Below are 17,584 nucleotides of genomic sequence, written 5' to 3' on the forward strand. Positions count from 1 at the left end.
GATACTATGTTATATCAGGATATTCCAAGAATTTATACGGCAATAGCAGAGTGGGGATCATGTCTGGTTTATCTTTATATCCTAAAAAAAGAAAACATGAAATCTGTACATTTTCTTACAGGCAGTCTTTTCATGTTGGCAATGCAGAGTATTTTTCTGACTTTGACAGGCAGCGTAACTGAAATTTTGTGGATTCCCTGTATGATGATCGCTGCAGGTATGATGTATGGATTTCTTATGGTCGGAGGAAATATGAAGCTTCTGGGAGCGGCTTATTGCTGTGCCCGTGCATTTGTTCTTGCTGAGTTTGCAGCTTCGCTGCAGTGGCAGATGGTATCTATTGTACAGGTATGGGGGAATCAGAGCCTCGGGGTTGAAATTCTGATCACGATGGTTGTTTTTGGAGGCTGCTTTACTATTGATATTTATTTAGAAAAAGATCTTCTGAAGCAGAATTATCTTGAACAGATGACAGTAAAGGAAGTAGTAGCGGCGGCAATCATGGCTGTTGCAATCTTTGCTTTTAGTAATCTGAGCTTTTTAAATGAAAATGCACCATTTGCGAGCAGAGAACGTGCAGATATTTTTTCTATCAGAACACTGATCGATTTTGGAGGAATTGCAATCCTGCATGCTTATCAGAGCAGGATCAGTGAGTATGTTGCCGAGAAAGAACTTTCAGTAATGAACGTGATGCTGAAAAGCCAGTATGATCAATACCGAAATTATCAGGACAGCCTGGATCTCATACAAATGAAATACCATGATCTGAAACACCAGATAACGGGACTTCGTGCGGAATCAGATGAAGAGAAACGAAAAAAATGGATTGATTCCATGGAAAAGGAAATCGCTGCTTTTGAGAATATAAGCAGAACGGGGAATCAGGTACTTGATACGATTTTGGCAGCTAAGATTTTCCATTGTCGAAAAAATCATATACAGATTACCTGTGTGGCAGACGGAAAATTATTGGATTATATGCATGTAACAGATATATGTTCTATATTTGGAAATGCTTTGGATAATGCGATTGAACATGTAATTTTGATTCCAGATCCGGAAAAAAGACTGATCCATCTGACAGTATCCGCTCAAAAAGGATTTGTGTTCATCAAGATAGAGAATTATTGTGAAGCAGAAATTTCCAAAAATGAAGAGGATCTGATTACAACAACAAAAAAGGATAGTAAAAACCATGGTTTTGGATTGAAGAGTATTCGTAAAGCTGTAGAAAAATATGATGGTTCTGTAGTATTTGGAGTACAGCAGAACTGGTTTGAATTAAAGATTCTTTTACCCAGAGTATTGTAATGCTCTGGGTATTTTTGTTGCCAAGCATACGACAAAAAGGTCCGGTGGACCTTTTTTAGTATTTTGTGCCATATTTGCTGCATCTTGTGCCAAAAACGGCACGAAATAATAACCATGTTATAGTAATGTCAACAGGAAATGATACCTGAAAAAGACGAGAGAGTCAAAGGAGGAAAAAAGAGAATGATCAGTGTTGAAATGGAAGATGTTCTGGCGGTATTACAATTATGCAAACCGTATATTATCGGTATTATTGCTGCACTTGTAATTGGAATCGTAATTATGATCGCATGCCGCAGGATGTCCAGGGGCAAAAGATTTCTGATAAGAGGAGAAGCTGCGATCGCAATGGTTCTTGCAGTTGTTGTCTGCGCGAATATGATCTGTTTTGGACCAATGTCTACGTTGATTGGACTGGCAACGGGAAATGGAACTTTAAGCGATGAAACAAATGAAGAAGCTGCGGAAGTAGCAGAAGAAATTATGGAAGATGGAATTGTTCTTCTGAAGAATGAAAGCCTGCTTCCTTTAAATGAAACAAAAAAACTGAATATTTTTGGCTGGGAATCTATTAATCCGGCTTACGGAGGAGCTGGTTCCGGTGGAATTAATGATCTGTATGATATTGTCAGTCTGAATCAGGGACTTGAAAATGCCGGATTTTCTATTAACCAGGAACTGGTTGATTTTTATAACAATTATGGTGCAGATAATCCGGAAATGTCTATCCAGAAACAGAGTTGGACATTACCGGAGCCACCTGTAGATACTTACAGTGATGAGCTTATTAAAAGTGCGAAAGAGTATTCTGATGTGGCAGTTGTGGTTCTTTCCAGAAAAGCAGGTGAAGGTCATAATGATATTCCTATGGATGTAAGAAAAGCAGCATATGATAATAATTCAGATGAATATGATGATTTTCCTGAGGGAGAGCATTATTTACAGCTTTCACAAACTGAGAGAGATATGGTGGATATGGTTTGCTCAAATTTTGATAATGTGATTGTGGTTTATAATGGAGCAAATCAGTTTGAACTTGGTTTCGCAGATGAATATCCTCAGATTAAATCTGTTGTATGGTGCCCCGGAACGGGAAATGTGGGATTTAATGCACTTGGTAAAGTATTTTCAGGTGAAGTCAATCCTTCCGGAAAAACACCGGATACATTTATTTATGATATGACGACTGCTCCGTGGTGGAATAATGCAGAAAAAACGGAGTATACAAATCTGGCAGATATGGCCGTTGAAGGAATGAACGCAGGAACTGCGCAGGTGTATGCTCCGGCATTTACCAATTATGTGGAAGGTATTTATGTAGGATACAAGTACTATGAAACAGCTGCACAGGAAGGTGCGATTGATTACGATAAGACTGTACAGTATCCATTTGGATATGGTCTGAGTTATACGGAATTTGAACAGAAAATGGGTGAACTGAAAGAAAAAGACGGACAGATTTCTGTAGATGTAGAAGTAACCAACACAGGAGATGTTGCCGGAAAAGATGTAGTAGAAGTGTATTATAAACCGCCATATACAAATGGGGGAATTGAGAAATCTTCTGCAAATCTGATCGAGTTTGCAAAAACAGATCTGCTTCAGCCGGGAGAATCTCAGACTGTTACAGTTACATTTAGTATAGAAGATATGGCCTCTTATGATGAGAATAATGCAAAAGCATATGTTCTTGAAAAAGGCGATTATGTGATTTCTATCAACAGCGATTCACATACTGTGCTGGATCAGAAAACTTATACTGCAGATAAAGATGTAGTATATAAGGGCGAAAATAAAAGAGCATCAGATGATACTGCAGCAACAAATGTATTTGAAGATGCAAAAGGAGATATAACATATCTGTCACGTGCGGATCATTTTGCAAATTATGAAAAGGCTACAGCAGCACCGGCATCTGCAGAGCTGGGTGAGCCATATGTTTCTGAATATCATCTGAACAGCAACTTTGATAAGACTACATATCTCAATGATGAGGATGTAATGCCGACAACGGGAGCAGATAATGGACTTACATTAGCTGATATGCGTGATGCTGATTATGACGATCCTCGTTGGGAAAAACTTCTGGATCAGCTTACTGTTGATGAAATGGCAAATATGATTGCAATGGCTGGTTATCAGACAGCAGCCATGGATTCTGTGGGAAAAGTGGCTACACTTGATTTCGATGGACCAGCAGCAATTAATAACAACTTTACAGGAGTTGGTTCTATTGGATTTCCAATTGAAGTTGTGGTTGCTTCCACATGGAATAAGGAACTTGCACAGGCCTGGGGTGAATGCATGGGCAAGATCAGTCAGGAAATGGGTGCAGAGGGCTGGTATGCACCAGGTATGAATACTCATAGAACCGCATTTGGAGCAAGAAACTATGAATACTTTTCAGAAGATGGAGTTCTTGCAGGAAATATGGGAGCAAAAGCAGTAGAAGGAGCAAGAAAATATGGAGTTTATTCTTATATCAAACATTTTGCTCTGTATGAGGGAAATGCAAAGATGGTAAGTGTCTGGTCAAATGAGCAGGCAATCCGGGAAATCTATCTGAAACCATTTGAAATTTCTGTAAAACAGGGTGGAGCAAATGCGGTTATGGTTTCCTGGAGCTTCCTTGGAGATAAATGGACTGGAGAATGCAGTAACCTTATGAATACAGTTCTCAGAGATGAATGGGGATTCAGGGGAATGGCGCTTACAGACTTCTTCCGAAACAATGGTCATGGATTTATGAATGCAGATGCAGCTTTGGCAAATGGAGTAGATGTAATGTTGTCCACATTCAACGGAGAAGAGAACAATGTAGCCAATCCGGAGCATCCGACATCTGTACTTCAGATGAGAAATGCCTGCAAAAATGTCATGTATACAGTTGTAAGCAGCTGGGCTTATGACGGAGAACACGAAGAAACAGGTATGGAAAACTGGAAAAAAGCAGGAATTGGTATCGACATTGTAATAGCACTTTTCATGGCAGGAATGGAAGTACTGGTAATCAGAGGATATAAGAAAAGAAAGAATGCTGAATAAAGATGAAAGTGGGATGGAAAACAGTTATGAAACAGCAAAAATTGGTTGAAAAGATGACAATAGAAGAAAAGGCAGCAATCCTCAGTGGAAAAACTGTCTGGCAGACCAGAGAAATTGACAGGCTTTCCATCCCGTCCATCTTTCTTTCAGATGGACCGCATGGAATTAGAAAGCAGGCAGGGGCAGGAGACCATCTGGGACTGAATGCATCCTTGAAAGCAACTTGTTTCCCCACAGCAGCAACGATTGCAAACAGCTGGAATCAGGATCTGGGGGAAGAGATTGGACAGGCTCTTGGAGAGGAAGCAGCAAGTATGGATGTAAATATCCTGCTTGGTCCGGGATTAAATATTAAAAGAAGCCCATTATGTGGAAGAAATTTTGAATATTTTTCAGAAGATCCATATCTTTCCGGGAAGATGGCAGCGTCATATATTCGTGGAATACAGAGTAAAGGCGTTTATGCCTGCCCGAAGCATCTGGCGGTTAACAGTCAGGAACTTCGGAGAATGGCAATGGATGCAGTTGTTGACGAACGGACATTAAGAGAAATTTATCTGACCGGTTTTGAGATAGCTGTTAAAGAAGGACACGCAAAAGCAATCATGAGCAGTTACAACCAGATTAATGGGATTTATGCTAATGAGGACAAACATCTTTTGACAGATATCTTGCGCAAAGAATGGGGATTTGATGGAATTGTAGTAACAGACTGGGGCGGAAGCAATGACCATGTGAAAGGTGTTGCTGCCGGCTCAAATCTGGAGATGCCGTCCTGTGGGTACGATTCTGCAAGAGAAGTGATTGCTGCTGTCCAAAATGGAAAGCTGAAGGAAGCAGATTTGGATGAAAGAGTTGGAGAACTGGTGGATGCAGTGATGGAACTGACATCAGGGAAGAAGCTTTCAGATAAAAACTTTGACAGAAACGCACATCATCAACTGGCAAGGAAAGCAGCAGCAGAAAGCATGATTCTTCTGAAAAATGAAAAACAGATTCTTCCGCTGGATACCAAAAAATCCATCGCTATTATTGGAGATTTTGCTTTTTCACCCAGATATCAGGGGGCAGGATCTTCTATGGTCAATCCAACAAAAGTAGAAGATATGTCATCGATTTTGCAACAATATGATCTGAATATTTTGGGGATGACAAGAGGTTATCAGAGAAATGGAGATGTAGATGAGAATGATAGAAAGTTTGCATTAAATTTGTCTATGAACGCGGATATTGTGATTTTCTGCTTTGGTCTTGATGAGATCAGTGAATCAGAAGGACTGGATAGAACCCATATGCGTATTCCGCAGAATCAGATCGATCTTCTGCAGGATATCAGTAAAGTGAATGAAAATATTATTGGAATACTGAGTGCAGGATCTGCGATAGAAATGCCATGGCACACCTGCTGCAAAGCGATTTTGCATGGCTATCTGAATGGGCAGGCAGGCGCTTCTGCAACATTGGATATTCTGACCGGAAAAGTGAATCCATCAGGAAGACTGGCAGAAACATATCCCATATCTTATGAACAGACACCGGCATTCCGATATTATCCAAGTAATGAGAAAACATCGGAATACCGAGAGAGTGTTTATGTGGGATATCGCTATTATGATACTTCAAAAGTCCGGGTGCAATATCCATTTGGCTTTGGGCTTTCCTATACGGAATTTACATATTCTGATCTTATCATAGAAGAGGATGGAATCAAAGTTTCGGTTACCAATACAGGTGACAGAGATGGAGCAGAGGTTGTTCAGATGTATGTAGGTCTTCCTAATGCAATCGTGTTCCGACCGGAAAAAGAACTGAAAGGTTTTGTAAAAGTTTATCTGAAGGCAGGAGAAAGCAGACAACTCAGGATTCCCTTTGATGATAAGACATTCCGTTATTGGAATATAAAAACGGGACAGTGGGAAATAGAAACAGGAACTTATCAGATTATGGTAGGAGCCAGTGTTGCAGATATTCGTTTAACAGGTATGACTGAGAGAACAGGAAATAGTAAAGGGTATCCGTATAATCCGGCAAAAATGCCTTACTATTATACAGGAATCGTGCAGAAAATATCAGATGAGGAATTTCGTGAACTTCTTGGCCATGAGATACCGAACGGAAGATGGAGTGGAAATCTGGGAATCAATGATGCAATCTGTCAGATGTATTATGCAAAAAGCCGACTTGCAAGGCTGATATATAGATATCTCACAAAAATGAAAAAGAAGAGTGAGGCACAGGGAAAGCCGGATCTGAATATTCTTTTTATTTACAATATGCCGTTTCGGGGGATTGCCAAGATGACCGGCGGAGCAGTCAGTATGGAAATGGTATATGGAATTGTCGATGCTGTGAATGGCCATTTTATGCTTGGAGTAAAAAAAGTAGTTGGCGGATATTTCAGAAACAGAAGAAATAATAAGAAATATGAAAAATTATTAAAAGAAGCCGGAGGGAAGTGCAGATGAATCGTATAAAAAATATATGGAAATGTTTTGAAGAGAAACATTCTGCTATTGCAAAATGGCTTTATCAGATATTCTATTTTGTTATATTCAGTATGGGCGTGACAGTATTCCAGTATCTTGTATTTACATTTTTACCAGGGATTTTGGGAATTGGTCTGGCTGGTACAGAATTTATGTGGCCAAAGGTTTCCATGAATCTGTTTGGAGTAAAATTTACATGGAGTTTGCTGGGGTATAATGTATTGCGTGATGCAACGGGGAATATACTGATCGGTGGTGGACTTGGCTATTTTATCAGTTATGAATTAGGGTCATTTCTTGCACAGTGTATCAATTTTCCACTTCAGAGAAATATTACTTTTAAAAGCCATGGAAATCCTGTATATCAGGCAATCTGGTATTTTATAGCATGGGTGGTAATTTCACTGATCTGTAATGGATTTAATAATCTGTGGATGCCAGTTGCATCTGCATATGTGGCACCGGCAGTCTATAACATGCTTGTGACAATTATTACAGGTGGAGTTTCCATGGTGATTTTTTTCTTTGTGTTTAAAATTATTTTCCCGGAGGGGAAGGCTGAATCTTTCTGATAAACTGCGGAGCAGTTATTCGGTTATGAGCAAGTAGCAAAGCGGATTGTGAATATCCGCTTGACTAAGGCATTTACCTGAAATAGGTGAGTGCTTTTTTGTTTTCAAGTATTCTATAAGAGGCTGTATTTATGCCCTTCATCTTTTGAATATGTGTAAGGACATTTTTTGAGCCGGTATAAAAATGATTTTTACAATAATTAGAAATAGAAATGAGGCGAGAGAAGAATTTGAAAAACTCATTTCGAAAAGTGTGGAAATATTAGCAGGAGATGAGATGAAAATGAATATTCACAAAGATAAGATGCTATGGTATAATACAAAGTACTGTATTAGGACTTCTGATGAGAGAAGCTGAAATATGGGAAAAGATTTAAAAGGCAAAGAGCTTGGATTGTGAATATCCACTTGATTGTCATTTGATATGTTGGTCAATCAAAGATTTAGCTATTGGATTGGGATAAAATCAAAGGATTTATAGGAGGAAATATAAAAAATGAAATTAGGAATCGTCGGATTACCCAATGTTGGAAAAAGTACATTATTTAATTCATTGACAAAGGCAGGCGCAGAATCTGCAAATTATCCGTTCTGTACCATTGACCCTAATGTAGGTGTTGTTACAGTGCCGGATGAGAGACTGAAGCTTCTCGGAGACTTTTATCATTCTAAGAAAGTGACACCTGCTGTAATTGAATTCGTAGATATTGCAGGACTTGTAAAGGGAGCATCCAAAGGAGAAGGCCTTGGAAACCAGTTCCTTGCAAATATCCGTGAGGTAGATGCAATCGTTCATGTAGTCCGCTGCTTTGAAGATTCCAATGTTATCCATGTAGATGGAAGTATTGATCCTATCCGTGATATTGAAACTATTAATCTGGAGCTGATCTTCTCAGACCTTGAGATCCTTGAGAGAAGAATTGCAAAAGTTACAAAAACAGCACGCATGGACAAAGAGGCTGCCAAGGAGCTTGATTTCCTTCAGAAGGTAAAAACACATCTGGAAGATGGCAAGATGGCAATCACTATGGAAATGGAAAATGAAGATGAAGAAGCCTGGATGTCTACTTATAATCTGCTTACCTGGAAGCCTGTGATCTATGCAGCAAACGTAGCAGAAGGAGATCTGGCTGATGACGGTGAAAGCAACAGCCATGTACAGGCAGTGCGCAAATATGCGGCAGAGCAGAACAGTGAGATTTTCGTTATCTGTGCAGAAATCGAAGAAGAGATCTCTGAACTGGATGATGATGAGAAGAAAATGTTCCTGGAGGATCTGGGACTGACAGAATCAGGACTTGAGAAACTTGTAAAAGCAAGCTATCATCTCCTTGGACTGATGAGTTTCCTTACTTCAGGTGAGGATGAGACAAGAGCATGGACGATTAAAATCGGAACAAAGGCTCCGCAGGCAGCAGGTAAGATCCATACAGATTTTGAAAGAGGATTTATCAAAGCTGAGGTTGTAAATTATCAGGATCTTCTGGACTGTGGTTCCTATGCAGGTGCCAGAGAGAAAGGTCTTGTAAGAATGGAAGGTAAAGAATACGTTGTACAGGATGGAGATGTGATCTTATTCCGATTCAATGTATGATGAACAGGTGATTTATGGAAATGTCGATACGTTTTCCGGGACTTGGCCTGGTCTTTGATTATGTGCCGCGCTCATTTCAGATATTTGGAATGGAATTCACCATATATGGAGTACTGATTGCTGTGGGTGCTCTTCTTGGAATGGGACTTGTGACACTTGAAGCGAAACGAAATGGGGAAGATCAGAACAGGTATCTCGATATGATGCTTATCTCCCTGCTAGTTTCAGTGGCAGGTTCCAGATTATTTTATGTGGCTTTTTCATGGGGATTTTATAAAGAAAATCTGAATGCCATACTGGACTTTCGAAATGGCGGTTACGCTTTATATGGTGGTCTGCTCTTTGGATTTCTTGCGGCAGCGGTATTTTGCAGGATTACCCAAACGTCATTCTGGCAGAGTGCCGATATTGCGTGTCCCGGAATACTTCTGGGACAGGCTATAGGACGCTGGGGCAACTTTTTTAACAGAGAGTCTTTCGGAGAATATACAAATCTGCCATGGGCAATGCAGATACCGGTTTCAGCTGTACGGTCAGGAGAAGTTTCGGGAGCAATGAGAGATAATCTGCTGACCATAAATGGGATTTCATATATTCAGGTTCAGCCGGTTTTTCTTTATGAAAGTCTGTGGTGTCTGCTGTTATTTCTGCTGTTGATGACCATGCGCCGAAAAAAGAAATATGAAGGCGAATTGTTTATGATCTATCTGGCAGGTTATGGTCTGGGAAGGTTTTTCTTTGAATGGCTCAGAACAGATAAGCTTTATATTCCGGGGACAAAAGTGGGGATTTCGCTGGTGATTTCCGCTATGTTATTTGCTGTTTTTATGCCTGTAGTGATCGTACGCAGAGTGATGGCACAGAAAAGAGATACTATACGCCAGCAGAGGAAAAAAAGATTTCTGGATGAGTCAGTGAAAGAAAAACAGATGTTTCCTGAGACTTCTGAAATGAAACCGGAACCGGAAATCCGGCCGGAGATGGATGAACAGGTAAAGCCAGATGTGGGAAATTCTCCCACAAATTCAAAAGAAGAACAGTAAAAAAACATATATCTGAAAGATAAGTGGGTTGAAAGTGGAAATTCAGCCCACTTTTTGTGTATAAAAGCCCATTTTTCTCGTAAAAATAAGGTTGTTTCATAAATGTTAACAGAGTTCTAAATTTTAAAAATCTTTTTCTCCCCCTTGTTTTTTCAGCCTAAATAGTTTAGAATAAGCACATAAGTGGTAGAAAGTGGTGAATAGTGGTGGTGAGTGGGGAATAACGGCAGAGTCCATTACCACCTGAGAAATCTGAAGGGGAGATTCAGATTTTGCGAGAGTAGGTGAGTAACATGTTCATGGGAGAGTATAACCACACGATCGACGCGAAGGGGCGTCTGATCATTCCTTCTAAATTCAGGGAACTCTTAGGGGAAGAGTTTGTTCTGACAAGAGGGCTTGATGGCTGTCTTTACATTTATCCGATGGATGAATGGGAATCCTTTGAAATGAAGCTCAGATCTTTACCACTTACAAATAAAAATGCCAGAACTTTTTCACGATTCTTTGTAGCTGGAGCAACTACATGTGAACTGGACAGGCAGGGACGAATCCTTGTACCGCAGACACTGCGCGAATTTGCCGGTCTGGAGAAAGATGTGGTTCTGACAGGTAATCTGAACAGAATTGAAGTTTGGAGCAAAGAAAAATGGAATGAGATCTGTGATTATGATGACATGGACAGCATTGCGGAGAGCATGCAGGACATGGGAATTACAATCTGACAGGTCTCGTTTGAAGTATCTTGCAAAGTAAATCCAGACAGGAGACGGAGATGGAATTTAAACACAAATCTGTATTACTGGAAGAGACCATTGAAGGTTTGAATATCAAACCGGACGGAATCTACGTGGATGGTACTTTAGGAGGTGCAGGGCATGCCGGTGAGGTATGCAGGAAACTTTCTGCCAAGGGGAGATTTATTGGCATAGATCAAGACCAGGATGCGATAATTGCTGCGAGTGAGAGGTTAGCCCCCTATAAACAGGCGACGATCATTCGCAGCAATTATTGTTACATGGTACAGGAACTGGCAGCAAGAGGCATCTATAAAGTCGACGGGATTCTCCTTGATCTTGGAGTATCTTCCTATCAGCTTGACAATGAAGAACGCGGTTTTACCTACAGGGTAGATGCACCGCTCGATATGCGCATGGATCAGCGCCAGACGCAGACAGCCGGCGATATTGTCAATGGCTATGAAGAAAAAGAATTATACCGTATTATTCGTGATTACGGTGAAGATAAATTTGCAAAAAATATTGCAAAACATATTGTTGCCGCCAGACAGGTGAAACCGATCACAACCACCGGAGAACTGACAGAAATCATCAGAGAATCCATTCCCATGAAGATGCAGGTGAAGTCAGGACATCCGGCCAAGAGAACTTTTCAGGCAATCCGTATTGAGCTTAACAGAGAGCTCGATGTGCTGCGGGATTCTCTGGATGGAATGATCGATATCCTTGATGATGGCGGAAGACTTTGCATTATCACGTTTCATTCTCTGGAGGACAGAATTGTAAAGACGATTTTCAGAAAAAATGAGAATCCGTGTACCTGCCCTTCAGATTTTCCTGTATGCGTATGCGGGAAGAAATCTAAAGGAAAAGTGATCACAAGAAAGCCGATTCTTCCGGGGGAGACAGAGATGGAAGAGAATCCGCGTTCCAAAAGTGCAAAGCTTCGGATTTTTGAGAGAGTATTATAATTAGAGAGGCATGAAATGGCGAGAACGACCAGGAGTGAAACAGCAAGAAGAAGCAGAACCAGTGCCAGAACAAACAGAGGAATGTATGTTGACGGAAATACGGTCAGACGTCTTGCAGAAGTTCCGGAGAGAAAGAGGCAGCCGGGAAGACAGAATCCGGGAAGGCAGCAGATCAATCGAAACCGAAGAGTGCAGGCGAGTCCTGCGCAGGTACCAAGGCAGAAACATCAGTTGAGTAAAGAAGCACAGAAGAACAGGCAGAAGGCGACTGCAATGAACTGGGGATTTGTAGCGTTTCTGGCAGTTGTATGTGTGGCGATATTATTCTGCTCTGTGAAATATCTTCGTTACAAATCAGAGATTACCGCAAAGATGAGTACAGTTGCATCTCTTGAGGAGGAACTGGCAGATTTAAAAGAAGACAATGATGCATATTACAGCCAGGTGACATCAAATGTGGATCTGAATAAGATCAAGCAGATCGCATTGGGGAGACTGGGAATGAAATATCCGTCAGATGATCAGACAGTAACCTATTCTACATCGGGTAACAGCTATGTAAGACAGTATCAGGATATACCAGATTCAAAGTAGGTGATTAATTGAGCAATACGGGAAGAAAGAGTCGAAGAAGACCACAGAGAAAAATAAATCAAAACATGAAAGAAAAGCTGCTGATATTGTTTGGAATTGTGTTACTGCTTCTGGCAATATTAGTGCTGAGAATTACTTATATTAATGCTACCAGTGGAAGCAAATACAAAAAACAGGTGTTAAGTCAGGCACAGCAGAAATATGAGAGCCAGGTACTGCCGGCAAAGAGAGGCGATATTTATGACAAGAGCGGAAATATACTGGCTACCAGCAATAAAGTTTATAATGTGATCCTGGACTGCAAAACTGTAAATTCAGATGAGGACTATGTAGAGCCAACAATACGTGCCTTAAATGAGGTGCTGGGGATTGATGAAGAAACAGTGCGTTCTCTTTTGGCCGATTCAAGAACCAGCCAGAGTCAGTATCAGGTACTGACAAAACAGCTGTCTATGGACAAAAAGAAAGAATTTGAAAAATATAAGGCAGAGGATGAAGATTCCGGTCTTACTAAAGCACAGGCAAAGGAACGGGCAAATATCAAAGGCGTCTGGTTTGAAGAGGATTATCTGAGAAGTTACCCGTTTAATGAAACAGCATGCGATACAATTGGTTTTGCACTGGACAGAGATGTGGCAGATATCGGACTGGAAGGGTACTATAACAGCACACTGACAGGCGTAGACGGAAGACAGTATGGGTATATCAATGATGATTCAGATGTGGAGCAGACCATTATTGCTGCGGTGAATGGAAAAAGCATTCAGACCAGCATTGACATCGGTGCACAGCAGATTGTTGAGAAATATGTTAATGGATTTAAAGAGGCAATGGGGGCCAAGAATATAGGGGTCATTGTTGAAAATCCGTCCACCGGTGAGATTATTGCCATGGATGGTGGTGACCGTTATGATCTGAATAATCCGAGAGATCTTTCCGCTGTATATACAGAAGATGAAATCAAAGCGATGAATGATGTGGAAACAGTGGAGGCTCTGAATGGTATGTGGAGTAATTTCTGCGTCACAGATGCCTATGAGCCGGGATCTGTTGTAAAGCCGATCGTCATGGCTTCTGCATTGGAAAAGGGTGCGATACAGGAAACAGATACATTTGTATGCGATGGATCGCAGACTTTTGGAGACACTATGATCAAGTGTGCGGTTTATCCGAGCGCACATGGCACAGAGACACTGGGAGAGGTAATTGCAAACTCCTGTAATGATGCAATGATGCAGATTGGTGCCAAGATGGGAGCTACTCAGTTTATCAAAGCACAGAGTCTGTTTAATTTCGGAACAAGGACAGGGATTGATCTGCCGAATGAAGGCGCAGGTATTATCCATACTAAGGACAGTATGGGGGAAACAGAACTTGCATGTTCTGCTTTTGGACAGGGTTTTACCTGTACCATGATCCAGGAAATCAATGCGATGAGTTCCGTTATCAATGGCGGATATTATTATCAGCCGCATCTTGTGACAAAGGTTCTTGACAGTAATGGCGGAACTGTAAAAACAATCTCGCCGATACTTCTGAAGCAGACGATTTCCTCCAGGATTTCCAGTGATATCAGAAGCTATATGGCATTGAGTGTACAGCAGGGTACCAGCCGTCATTCCAAAGTGCAGGGTTACAGTTCAGGCGGTAAAACAGGTACAGCGGAGAAATACCCGCGAGGAAACGGAAAATATCTGGTTTCTTTTATTGGATTTGCTCCTGTAGATGACCCGGCTGTGGTAATTTATGTAGTTGTAGATGAACCGAATGTAGAGGATCAGGCAAACAGTACTTATCCGCAGTATATTGCACAGGGAATCCTTTCGGAGCTTCTTCCGTATCTGAATGTAGTGCCGGATGAATCTGAAGATGGAACAGTGCCGGAGACAGAATTGTGGGAAGGGTTTAAGGGACATTTAAAGAGTACTTCCATATCGGACAGCGAACTTGACAGTGACGGTAATCTGGTGGATGCAGATGGCAATCTGATAGACTGGGATGGAAACCGGATTGATGAAAACGGATATCTGCTGGATGCCAATGGAGATCACATATTGGATGAGGAAGGCAATTATAAGATGTCTACAAATCTTGTCAGTGCTTCGGGAAGTACGGATGCAGATTCTTCAGGAGATGCAGTATCCAATCCTGATGCACCTGCACCTCTGGAGGATGATGAAGCTGAGACGACTGAGGATAATGACGAAGAGACAGACGGTATTACTAATGAAGAAGCAGGTCTGGAATAAAAACGTATAGTTATAGCTCCGCAGAGAATGGTCATATATTGTTATGACAATCTCTGCGGAGCTTTTTTTATGAAAAAAAATATGACGTTTCACAAGAGAAAAATATGGGTGGTATTACTCTGCTGTATTTTAATGATGACAGGCCTTATCGGAAGACTGGTATATCTTATGTGTTTCAGATCAGACTATTATTATAAGAAAGCAAAAGAACTTCACGAAAGAGAGAGAGAGATCAAAGCGGCCAGAGGGGAGATTCTGGATGCAAGGGGAAAAGTTCTGGCATCAAACAGGATGGTATGTACAATCTCTGTGATCCACAGTCAGATTAAAGAACCTGAAAAAGTAATCGCCCTGCTGTCTGAAAAACTGAAAATAGATGAGGCAGAAGTGAGAAAAAGAGTGGAGAAAATCTCTTCCATAGAAATAGTAAAGACAAATGTGGAAAAAAGTACAGGTGATGAGATAAGAGAGTGCAGTCTGGCAGGGGTGAAAGTTGATGAGGATTATAAGCGTTACTATCCATGTGGAAGTCTGGCTTCAAAAGTCATTGGCTTTACGGGAGGTGATAATCAGGGAATTATCGGTCTGGAAGTGAAATATGAAGAAATCCTGAGGGGACAGCCGGGTAAAATCCTGACAACAACAGATGCCAGGGGTGTGGAAATTGATAAATTGGGTGAGACAAGGGAAAAACCGATAGAGGGGAAAAGCCTGATAATCAGCCTTGATGTAAATATTCAGGAATTTGCGCAGCAGTCAGCTTTGAAAGTAATGGAGGAAAAGCAGGCAGAACGTGTATCTATCCTGCTGATGAATCCACAGAACGGCGAAATATATGCATGTGTCAATGTGCCGGAATTTGACCTGAATGATCCTTTTACCCTGACAGATGATCTGAATATGCAGTTAAATGAATCCGGGATAACAATACCGTCGGAAGATCACAATGAACAAAGTGAACTGGCAGTGCAGACAGCATCAGGAAAAACAAATACAGAAAGAAAGCAGGAATTACTGAATCAGATGTGGAGAAATCCCTGCCTGAATGATACTTATGAACCGGGCTCCACATTTAAAATCATCACCATGGCAGCTGGACTGGAGGCTGGTGTTGTTTCACCTGGGGACCGTTTTTATTGTCCCGGATATAAAGTGGTGGAGGATCGCAGAATCCACTGTGCAAAAAGAACAGGACATGGATCCCAGAATTTTGTGGAAGGTGCACAGAATTCCTGTAACCCTGTGTTTATAGAGGTGGGGCTTCGCCTTGGGATAGAACGTTATTATAAGTATTTCAGACAGTTTGGACTTCTGGATAAAACCGGGACAGATCTTCCGGGAGAGGCAGGAACTATTATGCATCAGAAGAAAAATATGGGAGAAGTGGAACTGGCAACGGTTTCTTTTGGACAGTCTTTTCAGATTACGCCTGTTCAGCTGGCTGCAACAGTAAGTTCACTTATAAACGGAGGCAGACGGGTGACACCGCATTTTGGAGTCGCAGTGTTAAATCCTGACAGAACAGAGGGTGAGAAACTGATTTTTCCGGTAAAGGAAGGAATTGTCTCTGAAGAGACTTCGAAGGAAATAAGAGAAATCCTGGAAACAGTAGTATCTCAGGGCTCCGGAAAAAATGCAAAAATTGAAGGATATGCCATCGGTGGGAAAACTGCCACTTCTCAGACACTGCCAAGAAGTGCAAATCGTTATATTTCCTCTTTTTTGGGATTTGCACCTGCAGAAGATCCGCAGATACTGGGACTGTGTATTATTCATGATCCGAAAGGAATCTATTATGGAGGGACAGTAGCTGCACCTGTGATACGTGGTATTTTTGAGAATATCCTGCCATATCTTGGAATTGAAAAAAGTGATGTTTCTGATTTTTCTGCAGAAGGCAATTAGGGAAATTCCGCAGGCAGGGTTGATAAATAAGCAAAAAAGCCTTATACTAAAAGAAATCTGAAAGTAAAAAACTTTCAGGAAAAAACGAAAGAATGAACGAGGTGTAAGATGGAATTTCAAGTTGTAATCCCTGTGCTGATTTCTTTTGCAATCAGCGTTGTATTAGGACCGGTCATCATTCCTTTTCTTCGGAGACTGAAGATGGGCCAGACAGAAAGAACAGAGGGCGTACAGTCCCATTTAAAGAAAGCAGGAACACCTACAATGGGTGGAGTGATCTTTCTGATCGCCACAGCGATAACTGCATTATTTTATGTAGGGGATTATCCGAAGATCATTCCGGTACTGTTCCTGACTCTTGGATTTGGAATTATCGGATTTCTGGATGATTATCTGAAGGTTGTGCTGAAACGCTCAGACGGACTGCTGCCATGGCAGAAATTTTTACTTCAGGTAGTTCTGACTGCGATTTTTGTATTTTATATTGTTAAGTATACAGATATCTCACTGACTATGAGAATCCCATTCTGGAGCGGACATTTCCTGAATCTTGGATGGCTGGCAGTTCCGGTTCTTTTCTTTGCTGTGATCGGTACTGTGAATGGAGTTAATTTTACGGATGGTCTGGATGGTCTTGCTTCCAGTGTGACTCTGATCGTTGCAGTATTTTTTACAGTAGTTTCTATTGGAATGAAATCGGGGATCGAGCCGATCACAGGTGCAGTTGTGGGAGGACTGATGGGATTTCTGCTGTTTAATGTATATCCGGCAAAAGTGTTTATGGGAGACACAGGTTCTCTGGCATTGGGCGGTTTTGTTGCAGGTACGGCTTATGTGATGCAGATGCCGTTATTTATCCTGATCGTGGGTCTGATCTATCTTATAGAAGTACTTTCCGTTATCATTCAGGTAACTTATTTCAAGGCAACACATGGAAAGCGTATCTTTAAGATGGCACCGATTCATCATCATTTTGAGTTATGCGGATGGTCTGAAACACGTGTAGTTGCGGTATTCTCAGTTATTACAGCGGTTATGTGTATGGTCGCACTGCTGGCACTGTAAGATTTT

The 17,584-nt window shown here is 41.2% G+C and carries 13 protein-coding genes; all 13 read left to right on the forward strand.

Annotated elements, in window-relative coordinates; translation table 11 throughout:
• Positions 1-1,314, forward strand: a 1,314-nt coding sequence (locus tag AC075J_RS12390; RefSeq protein WP_476390372.1) for an ATP-binding protein, incomplete at its 5' end; no start/stop codon positions are given.
• A 183-nt stretch (positions 1,315-1,497) separates the two neighbouring features.
• Complete coding sequence (locus AC075J_RS12395) at positions 1,498-4,359, forward strand: glycoside hydrolase family 3 C-terminal domain-containing protein (protein WP_476390373.1); 2,862 nt, start codon at positions 1,498-1,500, stop codon at positions 4,357-4,359.
• Positions 4,360-4,385: 26 nt separating this feature from the next.
• Positions 4,386-6,824 (forward strand): glycoside hydrolase family 3 C-terminal domain-containing protein, encoded by a 2,439-nt coding sequence (locus AC075J_RS12400; RefSeq protein WP_476390374.1) that lies wholly within the window; start codon positions 4,386-4,388, stop codon positions 6,822-6,824.
• Positions 6,821-7,417 carry a hypothetical protein gene (locus tag AC075J_RS12405; RefSeq protein ID WP_476390375.1) on the forward strand — a complete coding sequence of 199 codons (597 nt, stop codon included), beginning with the start codon at positions 6,821-6,823 and terminating at the stop codon, positions 7,415-7,417. Before AC075J_RS12400 ends, AC075J_RS12405 begins: the two co-directional genes overlap by 4 nt.
• A 184-nt stretch (positions 7,418-7,601) precedes the next feature.
• Positions 7,602-7,775, forward strand: a complete 174-nt coding sequence (locus tag AC075J_RS12410) for a hypothetical protein (protein WP_476390376.1) — start codon at positions 7,602-7,604, stop codon at positions 7,773-7,775.
• Positions 7,776-7,913: 138 nt separating this feature from the next.
• Complete coding sequence (ychF, locus tag AC075J_RS12415) at positions 7,914-9,011, forward strand: redox-regulated ATPase YchF (RefSeq protein WP_008706507.1); 1,098 nt, start codon at positions 7,914-7,916, stop codon at positions 9,009-9,011.
• 20 nt (positions 9,012-9,031) lie between these two features.
• Positions 9,032-10,054, forward strand: coding sequence for a prolipoprotein diacylglyceryl transferase (gene lgt / locus AC075J_RS12420; protein WP_226852628.1), 1,023 nt, complete (start codon positions 9,032-9,034; stop codon positions 10,052-10,054).
• A gap of 293 nt (positions 10,055-10,347) precedes the next feature.
• Positions 10,348-10,779, forward strand: coding sequence for a division/cell wall cluster transcriptional repressor MraZ (gene mraZ / locus AC075J_RS12425; protein ID WP_020993618.1), 432 nt, complete (start codon positions 10,348-10,350; stop codon positions 10,777-10,779).
• A gap of 50 nt (positions 10,780-10,829) precedes the next feature.
• On the forward strand, positions 10,830-11,765 hold the full coding sequence (gene rsmH / locus AC075J_RS12430) for a 16S rRNA (cytosine(1402)-N(4))-methyltransferase RsmH (protein ID WP_055058148.1): 936 nt from the start codon (positions 10,830-10,832) through the stop codon (positions 11,763-11,765).
• Between the two features lie 15 nt (positions 11,766-11,780).
• On the forward strand, positions 11,781-12,359 hold the full coding sequence (locus AC075J_RS12435) for an FtsB/FtsL family cell division protein (RefSeq protein WP_055052683.1): 579 nt from the start codon (positions 11,781-11,783) through the stop codon (positions 12,357-12,359).
• Positions 12,360-12,424: 65 nt separating this feature from the next.
• Positions 12,425-14,608, forward strand: a complete 2,184-nt coding sequence (locus AC075J_RS12440) for a peptidoglycan D,D-transpeptidase FtsI family protein (RefSeq protein ID WP_476390377.1) — start codon at positions 12,425-12,427, stop codon at positions 14,606-14,608.
• A gap of 69 nt (positions 14,609-14,677) precedes the next feature.
• Positions 14,678-16,513 carry a peptidoglycan D,D-transpeptidase FtsI family protein gene (locus AC075J_RS12445; protein ID WP_476390378.1) on the forward strand — a complete coding sequence of 612 codons (1,836 nt, stop codon included), beginning with the start codon at positions 14,678-14,680 and terminating at the stop codon, positions 16,511-16,513.
• Between the two features lie 108 nt (positions 16,514-16,621).
• Entirely contained in the window at positions 16,622-17,578 is a 957-nt protein-coding gene (gene mraY, locus AC075J_RS12450; protein ID WP_025578129.1) for a phospho-N-acetylmuramoyl-pentapeptide-transferase, read from the forward strand.
• Positions 17,579-17,584: the final 6 nt, after the last annotated feature.

The organism is Blautia sp. ZXY-1-C6 (genome assembly GCF_056339875.1).